This is a genomic window from Arcanobacterium hippocoleae (assembly GCF_040360365.1).
Classification (GTDB): domain Bacteria; phylum Actinomycetota; class Actinomycetes; order Actinomycetales; family Actinomycetaceae; genus Arcanobacterium_A; species Arcanobacterium_A hippocoleae_A.
Window position 1 is genome coordinate 2228406 of record NZ_CP136412.1, and the last position, 15724, is coordinate 2244129.

The 15724-nt window shown below is 49.2% G+C and carries 11 protein-coding genes and 3 pseudogenes; 12 read left to right on the plus strand and 2 right to left on the minus strand.

Annotation, left to right across the window (positions count from 1 at the left end; all coding sequences use genetic code 11):
- Positions 1-392 precede the first annotated feature (392 nt).
- From RQN30_RS11410 to RQN30_RS11445, 8 genes and pseudogenes are all read left to right on the plus strand, one after another.
- Positions 393-809, plus strand: coding sequence for a LuxR C-terminal-related transcriptional regulator (locus tag RQN30_RS11410; protein ID WP_353060580.1), 417 nt, complete (start codon positions 393-395; stop codon positions 807-809).
- A gap of 106 nt (positions 810-915) precedes the next feature.
- Entirely contained in the window at positions 916-1329 is a 414-nt protein-coding gene (gene ndk / locus RQN30_RS11415) for a nucleoside-diphosphate kinase (RefSeq protein ID WP_353061851.1), read from the plus strand.
- Between the two features lie 107 nt (positions 1330-1436).
- The gene (locus RQN30_RS11420) at positions 1437-2744 is read left to right on the plus strand and encodes an AAA family ATPase (protein WP_353060581.1); all 1308 of its coding nucleotides are present in this window, start codon (positions 1437-1439) and stop codon (positions 2742-2744) included.
- Positions 2701-5088: an AAA family ATPase gene (locus RQN30_RS11425; protein WP_353060582.1), complete on the plus strand. Its 2388-nt coding sequence runs from the start codon at positions 2701-2703 to the stop codon at positions 5086-5088. Before RQN30_RS11420 ends, RQN30_RS11425 begins: the two co-directional genes overlap by 44 nt.
- A gap of 148 nt (positions 5089-5236) precedes the next feature.
- Positions 5237-5944 (plus strand): hypothetical protein, encoded by a 708-nt coding sequence (locus RQN30_RS11430; protein ID WP_353060583.1) that lies wholly within the window; start codon positions 5237-5239, stop codon positions 5942-5944.
- Positions 5945-6079: 135 nt separating this feature from the next.
- Positions 6080-7371 (plus strand): annotated as a pseudogene (gene ftsY, locus RQN30_RS11435) (signal recognition particle-docking protein FtsY).
- A 146-nt stretch (positions 7372-7517) separates the two neighbouring features.
- Positions 7518-9099 (plus strand): annotated as a pseudogene (ffh, locus tag RQN30_RS11440) (signal recognition particle protein).
- Between the two features lie 87 nt (positions 9100-9186).
- A complete protein-coding gene (locus tag RQN30_RS11445; RefSeq protein ID WP_353060584.1) occupies positions 9187-10323 on the plus strand; it encodes an amidohydrolase family protein in 1137 nt (378 codons plus the stop codon).
- Between the two features lie 384 nt (positions 10324-10707).
- Here the strand turns inward: RQN30_RS11445 and RQN30_RS11450 are convergent, their stop codons facing one another.
- Positions 10708-11697, minus strand: a complete 990-nt coding sequence (locus tag RQN30_RS11450; RefSeq protein WP_353060585.1) for a cation diffusion facilitator family transporter — start codon at positions 11695-11697, stop codon at positions 10708-10710.
- 473 nt (positions 11698-12170) lie between these two features.
- Here RQN30_RS11450 and RQN30_RS11455 point away from each other — a divergent pair, with 473 nt between their 5' ends.
- From RQN30_RS11455 to RQN30_RS11470, 4 genes and pseudogenes are all read left to right on the plus strand, one after another.
- Complete coding sequence (locus RQN30_RS11455; RefSeq protein WP_353060586.1) at positions 12171-13319, plus strand: ABC transporter substrate binding protein; 1149 nt, start codon at positions 12171-12173, stop codon at positions 13317-13319.
- A gap of 67 nt (positions 13320-13386) precedes the next feature.
- A pseudogene (locus RQN30_RS11460) lies at positions 13387-14261 on the plus strand (ABC transporter permease).
- Positions 14258-14863, plus strand: a complete 606-nt coding sequence (locus RQN30_RS11465) for an ABC transporter ATP-binding protein (RefSeq protein WP_353060587.1) — start codon at positions 14258-14260, stop codon at positions 14861-14863. The pseudogene RQN30_RS11460 and the gene RQN30_RS11465 overlap by 4 nt, the downstream one beginning before the upstream one ends.
- Entirely contained in the window at positions 14860-15030 is a 171-nt protein-coding gene (locus RQN30_RS11470; RefSeq protein WP_353060588.1) for an ATP-binding cassette domain-containing protein, read from the plus strand. Before RQN30_RS11465 ends, RQN30_RS11470 begins: the two co-directional genes overlap by 4 nt.
- A 157-nt stretch (positions 15031-15187) precedes the next feature.
- Here the strand turns inward: RQN30_RS11470 and RQN30_RS11475 are convergent, their stop codons facing one another.
- The gene (locus RQN30_RS11475) at positions 15188-15598 is read right to left on the minus strand and encodes a phage holin family protein (protein ID WP_353060589.1); all 411 of its coding nucleotides are present in this window, start codon (positions 15596-15598) and stop codon (positions 15188-15190) included.
- Between the last annotated feature and the right edge of the window lie 126 nt (positions 15599-15724).

Genomic DNA, 15724 nt, shown 5'->3' on the forward strand with positions numbered 1-15724 from the left:
TAGTAAATTACGTTTATAGCAGCTTGAAGTTCAGCACAATTTGGCATGCGCTATTATTTACCTTGCTGCTCATTACGGCAGTGCGGCTTGGGGTAATTGCTGAAATTGCTTATGTATTGTTCTATATCATTATAAGTTTTATCCCGAACATAGAACATCTATCATTTTCTTTAATCGGCATTTGCATAATTTTTATTTTTTGGTACATCCGCAATTGGAAGATAAGCGCGATTACGATGTACTTTTTGGTGCAATGCAGTGTTCTTGCGAATGCTAATGAATTATTTATGCAAGAATTGATTTCATCAATTCTTTTATTAGCGGTACTTTTATCTGTTGCAATTCCCTTAAGCAGTTTTATTTCACGAAATAGAACGATGGAAACAGAGCTGTTGCGTGAAAAAACTAAAGTGCAAGAAATCAGTTCGCTGGTTCGTTCAGAGCTTGCCGGTCAGCTGCACGGTACTGTTGCGAAAGATTTGGCGCGGATAGCGGTAATGGTGCAGAACGCTATGCTTGCGCATCCAGCTTTTGCTGGTGAGTTGGAACCTATTTCGGATTTAGCGCAGCGAGCTTCGAAGCGGATTCGTCCGATGATTATGGATTTGGATTCGACTGCGAAGAAAGAGAATGCTGCTCAGGCAATTGAACGTTCGGCAGCGATGCTTTCCGCGCCGAATAAGTCGATTGCGCGTGCATTAAATCTGAGTGAGGGAAGTGTGCGGATTTACATTTCAGAGCTCCTTTCGATTACCGGGTTTTCAAACCGTGCAGAGCTGGCAGTCGCTGCAGTGCGGGCAGGATATTAAGAAAAATACTTTTCCGCACTAACAGAATCCGGAGAAATATTTGCTCTTGAACCATCTGGAAAAGGCAGATACCTAGATTTTGAAACTCTTCGGTATTATTAAACACATGAGTGAAAAGACATTGATTCTGATTAAACCCGACGGTGTAAAACGCGGTCTTGTCGGTGAAATTTTGCGCCGGATTGAAGCAAAAGGATACGAAATTGCAGAACTAAAAATGCTGCAGGCAACTGATGAACTGCTTGCGGCGCATTATGCAGAACACGTCGAGAAACCGTTCTATCCGGAAATGGCTGAATATATGCAATCTGGTGCAATCGCGGCGGCAATTATTGCAGGTACTCGTGTGATTGAAGGAGTGCGTGCTTTGGCTGGAGCTACAGATCCAACCTCGGCTCTGCCCGGCACGATTCGCGGAGACTTGGCACGGGCATGGGATCAGGGCGCAATTCAAAACTTGATTCACTCCTCAGATTCAGTAGATTCTGCACAGCGTGAGATTGCAATCTGGTTTAAGTAAAATAAGCTTCGGATTAATCGGGATAAAACCGTCGGCGAATATCTTTAAATATTCGGAAAATGAAAAAGAATGTGAGCAGTTCATAAGTGCATTTAAAATCGTTGGTATTGCGTGGATTTAAGTCATTCGCCAGTACCACTGCACTCACTTTCGAACCTGGCATCAACTGTGTGGTTGGGCCAAACGGTTCAGGCAAATCGAATGTGGTAGATGCGCTTTCCTGGGTGATGGGTGAGCAGGGTGCAAAAAATCTGCGCGGCGGGCAAATGGCGGATGTGATCTTCGCTGGTACCGCAAAACGCCCAGCTCTCGGGCGCGCTGAAGTCTCTCTCACAATTGATAATACCGACGGAATGCTCCCAATCGACTATTCAGAAGTGACGATCACCCGCACACTTTTCCGCTCAGGCGGTTCAGAATATGCAATTAACGGAACTGCCTGCCGGCTCCTCGATATTCAAGAGTTGCTTTCTGATACCGGTATGGGGAAAGAAATGCATGTCATCATCGGGCAGGGCAAACTCGACGAAGTACTCACAGCTACTCCCGAAGAACGCCGCTACTTTATCGAAGAAGCTGCCGGAGTGCTGAAACACCGCCGTCGGAAAGAAAAAGCCTTACGCAAACTGGAATCGATGCAAGGCAACTTAACTCGGATCGAAGATTTAGCAGGAGAATTGCGGCGCCAACTTGGGCCGCTTGCGCGCCAGGCAGCTACTGCACGCAGAGCCCAAATAATTCAGCGAGACGTATTCGACGCGCGGGCAAGGCTGCTTGCCGATGATCTGGCGCAAGCGCAGGCACGAATGCAGACGCAAAGCGGAGACGACTATGCGTTTGCCGAACAACGTGCGCAATTGGAGCAGAAGCTGCGCAAAGCGGCAGCAGCAGTGCATACTCTAGAATCCGAAGCGGCAGCCAGCTCGCCGCGGATTGCGGAATTAACCGAATATTGGCAGCGGCTTACATCGCTCGTCGAAAGATACCGCGGGCTAGTGCAGCTCGCCGATGAACGCGAACATTCCCTCCGGCAAACAGCGCCAAATATTCACCGCGGTGAAAGCGCGGAACAAATTCGCGAACGTGCTGCAGCTGCGTTTGCACAGGAAACCGAATATGCCAAAGCACAAGAGACTGCCCAAGATATTCTCGCTGCGTCGGTGGCAGAACGTGAGAAAGCTGAAGCTGCAGAGCGGGATATCGATTCGCGGCTAGCTGCGCTTTCACGCGCTGTTGCCGACCGTCGGGAATTGGCTGCGCGGCTTGGCGGAAAAGTTTCCACTGCCCGTTCACGGGTTGAAGCACTCAGTGCGGAGTCTGAGCGCGTAAGTGCGGCAGCAGAAGCAGCAAAAACGAGCTGCCGGAGCCGCAATGCAGATTTCGAATCTGGAACAGGATATCGTTGCACACACTGACGGAGATGACACGCTCTCAATCGCGCAGGAAGAAGCGGCTCGTGAACTGAGCGAGGTGCAGGCGGTGTTGGAAACTGCGCGGCAAAAAGCAATCGCCGCAGCAACGAGTGCCGCCGAATGGCGGGCAAAAGCGCAAACACTCGAACTTTCTCTTGCACCTGAAGATGCTACTGCGTGGCTGGTTAATGAACATCGGCACGGAGTCAGCGGTCTTGTACGCGATCAATTAAAGATTGCTTCCGGATGGGAAGCAGCTGTTGAAGCGGCTTTGCAAGGTGCAGCAGCAGGTGCTGTAATCAGTTCGGTTGATGCCGGAATCGATGCGCTGCGGGCGGCGCGCGAAACAAACTCGGGACATCTTGAACTGCTGGTAGCCGGCGAGGATGTGCACACAGAAAATGCGGATTCGGCAGCAAAATCTGCGCTGAAAGCACTCAGTGCTGCAAATCTGGAAAAATCCGAAGCAATTCTTGCAGCGGATGCTTTGACTGCGAATACAGCTGCTAATTCCGTTGCGCGGTATCTTCTCAATGCCGTAATTCTTGCCGTTGATTTATCAACTGCACGCAAACTGCTAACTGCCGGCGCTCCGAAAGTGGTGACTCTCGCTGGCGATGTGCTTACGCCGAGCCATATTTCCGGCGGAGAAATCCAAATAAGTGCAGTGCTTGCCCGGCAGGCAATGTATGAAGATGCACGGATTCAAGAACAGCAAGCCGTACAGGAAAAGACGGAAGCCGACAGTGCCGTCGCCGCTGCGGAAGCAAAACTTTCTGCCGCACAAGAAGAATTTGCACAAATCTCAGCACAGCTTTCGGCACGTGATTCGCGGCTTGCAGCGGTAAGCGCACAGCTTGGAGTGCTGCGGCAAAGCTTGAAATCTGCTGAAGATGAGGTTGTGCGCAATCAGGAACGGCAAGAAAAAATTGCGCAAGAACTGGAAAATCGCCAAAGCGAACTCGCTGAACTAACCGCACAGCAAGACGAAATGAACCAGCAACCTGAAGACAACAAATCCCGTCTTGCCGATCTTACTAAAGAACGCGAAGCTGCGCACAAACTTACTATCGCTGCACGCACAGATGAAACGCAGGCGCGGCTGACTTTGCGGACAAAAGAGGAACGGCTGCGTGCCATTTCTGGAAAGAGTGCAGCGCTGGAAAATCAGGCGCAGGCAGTGGAAGCGCGGATTGCGCAAGAGGAGCGGCAGGCAGCACGGCGAGCTGAACTTGCTGCTGCAACTGCGCGAATCAGTCAAACGGCACGGTTGGCGCTTGCCCATGCCCAAGAGCTCCTCACCGCCATTACGGTGCAGCGGCAAGAAGCTGAAAATGAGCGCGCCGTACAAGACACAAACCTGAGTCAGAGCCGCAAAGATTTAGAAAACTTACAGACTGAGCAGCGAACCTTGGATGAACTCGCACATCGGCGGGAACTTGCGCTTGCACAGCTTCGCGCGCATTACGAGCAGCTTTCAGCGAAAGCAATTGACGATTTAGGAATGGAAGCCCAGACGTTAATTGACGAGTATGGTCCGCATTTGATGATTGAAATTGACGGCGGTATTGACGCTGGAGGCAATAATAACAGCAGCACCGCACCGGAATCTGATGGCCGGAAACATAATTCGAAAATCAAAAACGCTGCAAATGTAAATACTGAAGCAAAAAAACAGATCCCTTTTGTCCGTGCTGAACAGGAAAAACGGCTTGCACGTGCCGAGCGTGATTTAGCACGGCTCGGAAAAATTAATCCGCTTGCCTTAGAAGAACATGCAGCTTTGGAGGAACGCCAGAGATTCCTCACCGAGCAGCTGCAAGACCTGCGCCGCTCGCGTGAAGATTTACTGAAAATCGTACGTGATATTGATCAGCGGGTAAATGAAGTTATGAGCAGTGCGTTTGCTGATGTCGCAAGTGAATTCACAAAGACTTTCGCGCGGCTTTTCCCCGGCGGGGAAGGGCAGCTGCGCCTTACAGATCCAGATTCTCCGCTCACCACAGGCATTGATATCGAAGCGCGGCCTCCAGGCAAACGGGTAAAACGGCTCTCGTTGCTTTCGGGAGGTGAACGTTCGCTAACTGCCGTCGCATTCCTTGTCTCAATTTTTAAGGCCCGCCCGTCGCCGTTTTATGTAATGGATGAAGTGGAAGCAGCTCTAGACGATGTGAATCTTTCACGGTTAATCGAAATTTTCAAAGAACTGCAGGATAGTTCGCAGCTGCTGGTGATTACACATCAAAAGCGGACGATGGAAATTGCCGATGCGCTCTACGGTGTAGCAATGAAAGAACAGGGAGTGAGCACGGTAATCTCGCAGCGTTTACAGGAGATTGTTGAATAATTGCACTCGTGAAAACAGCTTGGAAATCCGGCAGAATTTCTGATGGCAAAATGCCGGGTCCAGTGCTGAAAACGGCAATGAACTAAATGTGCGCAAATTCGCGTAGTTTTGCAAGGCGCCGACGGGCGGGAACAGTAATAATTGGAATATGCCGTTCGTTATTATTTCGCTCATTATTGTGCTTGTGCTTTCTGGGGTTGCACTGTATTTTGTGCGCCGAAAAAGTAGCGGGCAGACGGAAGAATTAGTTGAAGAGACGCTTGACGCATGGCGGAATAATGAACTGAAAAACACTGAATTCGAAGTGCAGATATCGCATGGGTCGGTAGCTGATTTGTTCGATACTTTCGAAGAAGATTCCCGTGATAGTTTTCTTGCTATTGATGAAATAAATGCTGCAGTGCAGGAAGTTGCGAATTATGCGCCAAAGTTTCGGCGAAAGCACAGCCGGCTGGCAGCTGCAGAAAATGATACTGCGGATACTGAACCGGATAATATTTCAGAAACGGATGAGCCGGTAAAGTCTGATGAGATATCTGCAGATAAGATATCTGCAGAATCAGCGACGGCTGTGCAGACAGCGATACCTGAAACACCGAAAACGGCAGAAACGGTGAAAATTGATAGTTCGGATACGAACACACATCATACAGATAGCTTAAATGCTTCAGATAACTCACATCAGCCGGTTGGGCCTGATGATACTTCGGTAGTTTCAGAAAGTAATTTTCCTGATTCAGTGCGTGTATCGCAGGAGTTGGAAAACAGTTCGCCAGAGTTAGACAGCAGCTCTTTAGCTGAAACAGATGCTTCCTCTGAGCTGCAAAATAAGACTGGATCAGATTCTGCTGAGTAAAACAAAAAATCTGAGTTAAACTGAAACCAGCGTTATTTGTATTTCGTGCTGGAGCTGCCTGAGATAGATCCTTTCCCCATAGCTGGGCTATGGGGTTTTCTTTCTGTGCTGCCAGCAGATAGACTAAAACTAGTTATGCTCAGTTTTTCTAAGGATTGGCCCGTGGAATTTATTCAAAACAATCTGATGTATATTATCGCCGCGATTCTTGTATTAGCGGTTCTTGGATCCGTTGCTGGGATTATGCGAATTCGCTCAAAAAATCAGCAGCACAAATTACCGCGCGCTGCGCAGCCGCAAAAGCAGCTTCTGGAAAGCTATATCGAAGAAGCTGAAGTTATTGAAGATGTGCCGCTGCCGGAAGCGAAAGCGGAACCGGAATTGAAAAGCGAGTCCGCGGCTGCAGAAAATAAACCGGAGCTTTCAACTGAAAATAAATTTTCTGAAAATTCCGCAGACGTTTCTGAGTTATCGGCGCAATATGAAGTTCCGGAGTCAGTGCCTTCCCGAATGCAGCGTTTGCGGGCGCGCCTGGCAAAAGGCGGAAGTTTAGGAAATCGATTCTTTCGATTCTTTCACGAGCCGAACTTTCTGCCCGTGACTGGGAAGAAATCGAAGAAAAGCTGTTAATGGCAGATGTCGGATTGGATGCTTCAACTGAGCTGCTTGAAAATTTACAGCGGGAAATCAAAGTGAACGGTACTGCTGATGCTGCCGCAGTGAAACGGCTGCTGCGTGCAGAATTGCTGCGTGCGGTACAAATTGATGCTTCCCGTGAACTCAATCTTGATACGCAAACTGCTGAAAACGGCAGTAAACTACCAGCGCCAATTCTGATGGTAGGTGTAAACGGTACCGGGAAAACTACTACTACCGGTAAGCTTGCCCGTCTGCTCGTTGCTGAGGGAAAGCAGGTTGTGCTCGGGGCTGCTGATACGTTCCGTGCGGCGGCAGCTGATCAGCTGCAAACTTGGGGCGAACGTGTAGACGTGCCGGTCGTTCGGGCAGACAAAGACGGTGCTGATCCTGCTTCTGTGGCATTTGAAGCAGTAAAGGTTTCGCGTGAAAACGGAGCTGATGTGGTGATCGTTGATACCGCAGGGCGCTTACAAAATAAGGCCGGATTGATGGACGAGCTTGGCAAAATCAAGCGCGTAATGGAAAAACAGGCGCCAGTGCGTGAAGTGCTGCTTGTGCTTGATGCTACAACCGGGCAAAATGGGATGCAGCAGGCGAAAGTGTTCGCTGAAGTCGCAAATATTACCGGAATTGTGCTGTCGAAGCTTGATGGAACTGCGAAAGGCGGCATCGTGATTTCGGTACAGCGTGAACTCGGAGTACCGGTGAAATTCATCGGGCTCGGCGAGGGCGCAGACGATCTTGCTCCATTCGATCCAGAAAATTTTGTTGATTCTCTGCTTGCCTGATTTACTTTTCCGGCGATGCATGAGTTTACAGATACCAGCGGGAGACAAATCTTGAAATAAATTCACAACCGTGCACCTGAAACTCAGGCAAGCGCCTCTGATAATCCCTCAATTCGTCACAAAATAAGCAATACCAAGGAAAATAGATGTTTAACTCGCTTTCAGATCGTATTACAAACTCACTGCGAAATTTGCGGAAGCAAGGCCGGCTCAGTGAAGCAGATGTCGAAGCAGTCATTTCTGATATTCGGCGCGCACTTCTTGATGCTGATGCAGCGCTCCCTGTGGTGCGTTCCTTCACTGCGGCAGTGCGGGAAAAAGCTGTTGGTGCGCTGGTTTCGAAAGCGCTTAATCCAGCCCAACAGGTTGTAAAGATTGTTAATGAAGAGTTAATTGCAGTACTTGGCGGAGAGACCCGCGAGCTGAATTGGGCGCAGCACGGTCCCACAGTGATTATGCTTGCTGGTCTGCAAGGTGCGGGTAAAACCACGCTTGCTGGAAAGCTGGGCAGATGGCTGCGTACACAAAATAAACAAACTTTGCTGGTAGCTTCCGATTTGCAGCGTCCGAATGCGGTAAATCAATTGCAAGTAGTAGGGGCGCAGGCTGGCGTAGAAGTCTGGGCGCCGCAGCCGGGCAACGGAATCGGTGATCCAGTGGAAGTGGCTCGCAGCGGTGTGGCTTACGCGCGGGAAAATGGGTTTCACGTGGTTGTGGTCGATACCGCTGGCCGGCTCGGTATCGACGAAGAAATGATGCAGCAGGCACGGGATATTCGCGATGCAGTAAATCCAGCTGAAATCTTGTTTGTACTTGATGCAATGGTCGGGCAAGATGCCGTCAATACTTCGATTGCTTTCCGTGACGGTGTTGGCTTTACCGGCGTAGTACTATCGAAGCTGGATGGTGATGCGCGCGGCGGTGCAGCGCTTTCGGTCCGCGGTGTTACCGGGCAGCCGGTACTTTTCGCATCTACTGGTGAAAAACTTGATGCTTTTGAACGTTTCCACGCTGACCGGATGGCTTCCCGAATCCTCGATATGGGTGATCTACTCACACTGATTGAGCAGGCTGAGCGCACATGGGACGCGAATGAAGCCGAAGATCTCGCTGCAAAAATGGCGAAAGGTACATTCACTCTTGATGATTTCCTAGAGCAACTTGAGCAGATGCGCAAGATGGGCTCAATGAAGAAAATCATGGGGATGCTTCCAGGTATGAATCAATACCGGGAAGCACTCGATAATTTTGATGAACGCGAAATTGACCGTCAGGTAGCGATCGTGCGTTCGATGACGAAAGCTGAGCGCACTGATCCTGCGATTCTCGACGGTTCGCGCCGGCGGCGAATCGCAAAAGGTTCGGGTACGAGTGTGCCGGAAGTTAATTCCCTGATGGATCGCTTCCTTGCCGCGAAGAAGATGATGCAGCAGGTTTCGCGCGGCGGGATGCCGAATATTCCAGGAATGCCGAATATTCCCGGGATGCCGGGGATGGGCGGCGGATATACGAAGAAGCAAAAGAAAAAGCGAATAAGCGTATTTCCGGAGGTAAAAAGGGCGTTCTGGAAATCCGGCGAAGCGCCGGCAGCAAGAACTTGCTGCCCAGCGGGAAGCTGCGCAAGGCGGTGCTGTGAAATCGGGAAGTGCTTTCGGCAGATTACCGGCAGGCAGCCCGAGTAGTGCCCAAGATGTTGATTTGGATGCGTTGAAACAGTTCCTGCGCTGAAAAATAGTGCGGAGCGCACTGGATTTTCGAGCAGGATTCAGGGAGCGGGATGCAGCAAACTATTTAGCGCTGGAGACGGGGGTACAGATGACGATTTATCATCTCAGCGGCGAACTTCGCGGTACAGCTCTGCGGGAAGCATGGATTGCGGCAGGTGTGCTGCACCATGAAAACCCGCTTGGGCGCGGCAGCAAAAAATTCAGCGATATCGGCGCTGACGGCACAATTGCTGGCACAGCTGTTAATCTGCCTGAATCCGTCGTCGAAATAAATGGTTTTATCTATCCGGGGCTGCTTGATACACATACGCATATTGGCATGAATCATGGGGCAGCAGCGCCAAGTGATGCGCAGATGCGGCAACGGCTGGAAATTTGCGCAAAACATGGCGTAACTGCAATTCGTGATTCGGGCGGGCAGCGTAATCCGAATGAGGTTGCGTGTATCGGCTTGCCGAAAGTGATTCACTGCGGGCAGCATATTGCACGGCGCAAACGTTATACCAGATATTTAGCGGTAGAAGCGGAACCGGGTGATCTGCTTGCGGAAGTTGAAGTGCAGGCAGCGAAATCGGATGGGTGGATTAAAATTATCGGTGATTGGATTGACCGTGAACAAGGTGATCTCACGCCGCTTTGGGAAGCCGATTTACTGCAAGCAGCTGTGGAGCGTGCCCATGAGTTGGGCGTAAAAGTCACGGTCCATACTTTTGCTGCCGAGACGGTTCCAATGATTTTAGCTGCTGGTGCGGATGGAATCGAGCATGGCACCGGTATGAGTTTTGCGGAAATTGAAATGGCGCGTGAGGCGGGAATCGTCTTAACTCCGACGGTAAATCAAATTTCACGTTTCCCGGAGTTTGCTGCGGCTGGGCACAGATTTCCGGTCTATCAAAAGCGGATGCTTGGGATGAATCTTCAGCGGAGTGAACATCTGCAGATGTTTGTGGATGCGGGAATTGATTTGCTGATGGGGTCGGATACGGCAGAAGATGTGGCAGAGCGCGGGCTGTGGGTGGAATTAGAAACTGCCGTGGCGAATGGGATGCCAGCTGATACGGTGATGGCTGCAGCTTCGTGGCGCGGGCGTGAGCTCTTAGGTTTTGATACGTGGGGTGCAGGTGCCCCAGCTGACTTTGTAGTTTATGAAACTGACCCAGAGCAGGATATCACTGTTGTTTCTCGCCCGAAACACGTATTTATCGACGGGATTGAAATATTTTGAAAAATTTTACATGCATCCTGCAGCCGCGCTAAACGCAACGAAACTCTGAATGCTTCAGATAATCGATTTTTTATTGACTAAAACTAGTAATTGCATTGAAATAACAGCAAATGTTGGATTAAGTTATCAACATTTGTCTATGTTGTGATGCGCATAAAGAGATTGCAGGAGAATGTCAATAAGTCTTAAGTCCTAGGTTTGTGACGCGATAAGCTACGCGCCATTTGGATTGTGTAATGCTGGGGTGTTGCTTACTCCGACGGTGAATCAAATTTCGCGTTTTTCTGAATTTGCGGTAGCTGATGGGAAGTTTCAAGATAACGCCAGCAGATGGCGGTAATGAATGCAAGACGTAATGCGTATGAGATTTATTCAGGAGTGGCATCACATTTGCGCCGGCGGTTTGATTGCATCATTTGCGCGCATCAGCGGAACATACCCGCAGGGGATATCTTCATATGATGCCGGATCGCTGATTGGCTCGATATGGATTGCAACTTCGCAGTTCTCAAGAGCATTTTGGATCGCAGCTTCGATTTGCATCGCCAAATCATGGCCAGCCTTTACCGTCCAATCATCGGGTACCTGCATATCAAGATTTACGTAGCGGGCTCTGCCGGATACGCGGGTTTGCAACCCGTGGAATGTGATTACTCCGTCTTTTTGGAAAGTGTGCAGGATCTCGATAATGGTCGTGTTTTCTGCGGATGGGAGAGTAACATCTAGTAAGCCGGCCAGGGCGGTGCGGATCAGCCCGATCCCAATATAGATAATGTTGAGTGCAACGGCAACAGCGAAAATCGGATCTAAAATCTCCCATCCGGTAAGCCAAATCAGCGCCACACCCAAAAGCACGCCAGCCGTCGTGATCACGTCAGTGAGCAGATGCTTGCCGTCTGCCGTTAATGCTGGTGAAGAATATTTTTGACCGCTGCGAATCAGGTAGATCCCGACGATCAGATTTACTCCTGCGGAAATTGCTGAGATGAGCAGGCCAATGCCGAAATTATTGAGCGTGACAGGATGGAGGATTCGCTCGATTGCAGAAAAGAGGATCAGCGCGGCAGCGCCGAAAATCATTGCGCCCTCGACGGCTGCCGAAAAATATTCGGCTTTTGAACGGCCAAAAGTGAAGGAAGAATCAGCTGGTTTTGCCGCTATTTTTAGCGAAACTAGGGCGACCACGGCAGCGACGAGATTGACCACTGACTCCATTGCGTCAGAAAGTAAGGAAACAGAGCCGACGAGAAGATATGCGCCCAGTTTGGTAGCGATCGTGACGATTGCGGCGGCAATCGAAATCCAGGCGAAACGAGTGAGATCCGCTGATTTTCCGTCTGCGTTGGTTCTGAATGATTTCTGTTGCTTTTGCACAAAGCTATCTTCCCGATTTTTACACCGTTTTGCTAGTATGCTGCAGATTTTGCGAAGAGGTATTACCCACAGTTCGGCAGTGCGAAAAGATAATTTTCGTTATTGCGTCAAGCAAAGTATTCGGCGATTTTTGCGGCGAAAACAGGTGTGAAATCGATTATTATCCAGAATATGAACAAATTTGTGCAAAGGCTGCTCAAATTGCTAGTCTCGACTTAACTCAAAAGGAAAGGAAACACCATGGCGGCATCCATGATCGCGCGTTGGCGTAACTGGTTTAGTTGGCGGTCTGCCTAGCTAAATCGGCTTTTAGTTGCATGATCGCTCAACCAGAGATCATGCAGGCGCGAAAGTTTCCATAAGTAAGCCCTCAGGTCTCTGCCTTGAGGGCTTTTTCATTGCCGCAAAGCCGCAAAAGCTAAAACACATTGAGAGAAAACGTAAATCACATACATGCAAAGAAAGATGTACTCATGAAAAAAATTAGTGCAATCGGTTCGTTTCTTATTGGCGGTTTGCTCGTGCTTGTGCTGGTAATGCCGTCTCTGCAACGCCTGCATCAACTGGAAAGCGGCACGGTTCCAGCCGCGAATACTGCAAGTAAGCAGACTTCGGGATCAAAAGCAGTAGATCTGGTACCGGAGGGATACCAGCCTGTTGGTGCAAAACGCATCACGAACAATGGAAAGACGAAAGAAATCAAAGACGGTAGAGTCCTGAAAATTGGGATGCTGCAGTTGATGGAACACCCTTCGCTTGACGATATTCGTTATGGTCTGATCGATCAGCTGGCAAAGCGCGGATATATCAACGGGATCAACCTGGAGATAGAATATCAGCAAGGTCAGGGGGATCAGAATCTGCTGAAATCTATTTCGGATGATTTTATGGCAGACGGGAAAGATCTGCTCATCGGCATCGCCACTCCAGCTGCCCAAGCATTGATGAATGCGGCGCAAGGAGAAGTGCCCGTCGTATTCGCGGGAGTTTCTGACCCCGTTGGGGCTGGTTTGGCAAATAGCCTTGCCGGCTCAGGCAAGATGGTAGCTGGATCTACCTTTGCTTCCGCAGATAAAGAAACGCTTGAATTGATCCGGCAAATTACTCCTCAGGTCAAGACTATTGGCTTGATTTACAACACTTCTGAGCAAAATGCGGCACATCAGGTGCAGGAAATCAAGGCGCTTGCTCCAGCAGCTGGTTTTACGGTCAAGGAAGCCTCGATTACAAATACAAATGAGCTGAAGCAGGTGGCAGAGCAGCTAGTTTCGCAAGTTGATGCGCTTTTTGTGCCGGAGGATAATACCATCGCGGCTGCAATGGATACGCTTATTCCCGTCACGAATGCGGCAAAAGTGCCCGTGTATACTGTGGTCGATGCGATGGTGAAAGCTGGCGGCTTAGCAACCGTAGGCTTGAATCAATACGTCTGGGGAGCCGATTCAGGAAATGTAGTAGCAGATGTGCTAGATGGTGCAGATGTTCCTTCCTTACCCGTTAACGTCAGCAATACAAATAATACGATCGTAAATACTGATGCCGCCGCGATGCTTGGAATAACCATTCCGGAGAACATCTTGCAAATTGCCATTGATCTGGCTGCTTCGCAGAATGATAAATAGCGGAAAGGAGAAATAGACGATGGATATTATGCTTTCTGCAATTTCTCAGGGCGCGATCTGGACGATCATGGGCATTGGTGTGTATATCACTTTCCGTGTATTGAATGAAGCAGATCTCACGACGGAAGCATCATTTACTTTGGGTGCGGCGATCGGAGCACAATTTCTCTTACTCGGAATGCATCCGCTGCTCGCATTGCTGATCGCATTTTTCACCGGAGCTGCAGCTGGTGCAATTACGGCCTTGCTCATTACGCGGGTGAAAATAAATTCACTGCTTGCGGGCATTATTACAATGACGGGTTTGTATTCCGTGAATCTTGTATTCATGGGAAAGGCCAATATTTCGATCGCCAGTGAATACACCTTAAAGTCCTTAGTTTCTCCTTTGAATCTGCCGCGTAATGTCGATACATTACTGATCGGTGTGGTCCTGATTTTGCTCGTAGTTGGGCTGCTTGGGCTTTTTTCCGGACAGATATGGGGCAAGCGCTTATTGCTACCGGAGATAATCCGGTGATGGCTAATGCGCTTGGGATCCCGTCAAAGGAAATGATGATGCTGGGCTATATGCTCGGAAACGGGCTTATTGCGCTCTCGGGTTATCTCGTGGCCACCGACAATGGATACGCTGATATTTCAATGGGGATTGGATCTATCGTCATTGGTCTGGCGGCAATCATTATTGGTGAGGTGCTTGTGCGGAATGTCAGTTTGCCGATGCGGCTCTTCGCGATTTTTGTCGGTTCAGTGATTTATCGCCTGCTGTTGGCGCTTGTATTAGCGCTCAATATCAATACTGATCATTTCAAGCTGTTTTCAGCAATTATTCTCGGATTGTGTCTTTCCATTCCTGCACTGCAGCAGTATTTGCGGCAAAAGCAGGCGCGGAGAGTGCATGATCATGAGGGTCGCGATTTGATGAAAGGGGAAGTGCAATGAGTGTCCTTTCGCTTCGGAATATTAACAAATATTTCCATCAGCGCACTGCAGATGCTTTTCAAGCCTTAAATAATGTGAGCCTGGAAGTGCCGGAAGGAGATTTTATTACGGTAGTAGGCGGTAACGGTGCCGGAAAGTCTACTTTGCTGAATATTATTTCCGGTGTGATCCTTGCTGATTCCGGAGATGTGTATATTGATGCTGATAATGTGACTGATATGCGTGAAGAAGATCGCGCCGGCCTCATTGGGCGTGTTTTTCAAGATCCGAAAATGGGGACCGCTCCGAGAATGACGGTGGCTGAAAATTTGCTGCTTGCGCAAAAGCGCGGAGAGAATCGCGGACTGCGGATTTCAATGAATGAAGCGAAGCGGAAAGAGCTTGCGGAAATTGTTGCTCCGCTTGGGCTTGGATTAGAAACACGCTTGGATACACCGATTGGCGTGCTCTCTGGAGGGCAGCGGCAGGCAATCGCATTATTGATGGCATCATTGAAATCACCGCGCTTGTTTTTACTTGATGAACATACCGCTGCACTTGATCCGAAAACTGCGAAAGTAGTGCTTGATTTAACCAGGAAAACAATTGCGGAAAAAGATTGACTGCGTTTATGATTACTCACCATTTGAAAGATGCTCTTGAACTAGGAAATCGGATGATCGTGATGAATCATGGCAAAATTGTGTATGATTTCTCGGCAGCGGAAAAAGCGCAGCTGAGTGCCGGGGAGCTCTATGAGATGGTCGGAGAATTAGAAGCGAAAATCTAAGATCAAATGAGGCCAAAAGAGTTCGGTATTTGATGACGAATGCGGTCGGGGGTGTGCGCGGAGCAAATCCCCGACCGCATTCGTTTAATTGCGCAAAGTTATAATGAAACGCTTTCGTATTTTGGATGATGCAATGATTTTGCCGGGCAGAGCAGCGTCAGTCTTTTAATTTCGGCAAAAGATGCCATAGCACTGTATTGATTATCCCAATCCAAATCCCGCCGGCGACGGCCCACCAGAATCCATCTACTACGAGTCCGAGAGATAAATGTGAGGTAATCCATGCCGTCAGCATCAGCATCAGGGCGTTTACTACGATGAAGAATAAGCCTAAGGTCAAAATATAGAATGGCAGCGAAAGTAGTTTCACGATCGGGCGTACCGCCATATTTACAATTGCCAATGCTGCCCCTGCAAGCAGGAAATAAACTAAGCGCTGGATTTCGATGGAAGTATCGGCGAGGAAGGATTCCGGGCGCACTTCGCCTTCAAGGCGGATACCGGAGAGAAATAAGGTAGTTATCCAAAGGGCGGCTGCATTTATTGCGGAAGTAATTAAGAATCGCATGAGTTAAGTCTAAGTGATGGCGGATCGATATTCACTGTGCCAAGCTGGCAGTGAACGATGCGGAAAAGTGAAAATATTTTTCTCATTTCTTCTTCGCGTATCTGAAGCTGGTTTTCATTTTTCGAA

Excerpts from the sequence above, each read along its gene's own strand:
- ndk (WP_353061851.1), top strand. The coding sequence starts at position 916 with ATGAGTGAAAAGACATTGATTCTGATTAAACCCGACGGTGTAAAACGC.
- RQN30_RS11425 (WP_353060582.1), top strand. The coding sequence starts at position 2,701 with ATGCAGATTTCGAATCTGGAACAGGATATCGTTGCACACACTGACGGA.
- RQN30_RS11430 (WP_353060583.1), top strand. The coding sequence starts at position 5,237 with ATGCCGTTCGTTATTATTTCGCTCATTATTGTGCTTGTGCTTTCTGGG.
- RQN30_RS11445 (WP_353060584.1), top strand. The coding sequence starts at position 9,187 with ATGACGATTTATCATCTCAGCGGCGAACTTCGCGGTACAGCTCTGCGG.
- RQN30_RS11455 (WP_353060586.1), top strand. The coding sequence starts at position 12,171 with ATGAAAAAAATTAGTGCAATCGGTTCGTTTCTTATTGGCGGTTTGCTC.
- RQN30_RS11465 (WP_353060587.1), top strand. The coding sequence starts at position 14,258 with ATGAGTGTCCTTTCGCTTCGGAATATTAACAAATATTTCCATCAGCGC.
- RQN30_RS11475 (WP_353060589.1), bottom strand. The coding sequence starts at position 15,598 with ATGCGATTCTTAATTACTTCCGCAATAAATGCAGCCGCCCTTTGGATA.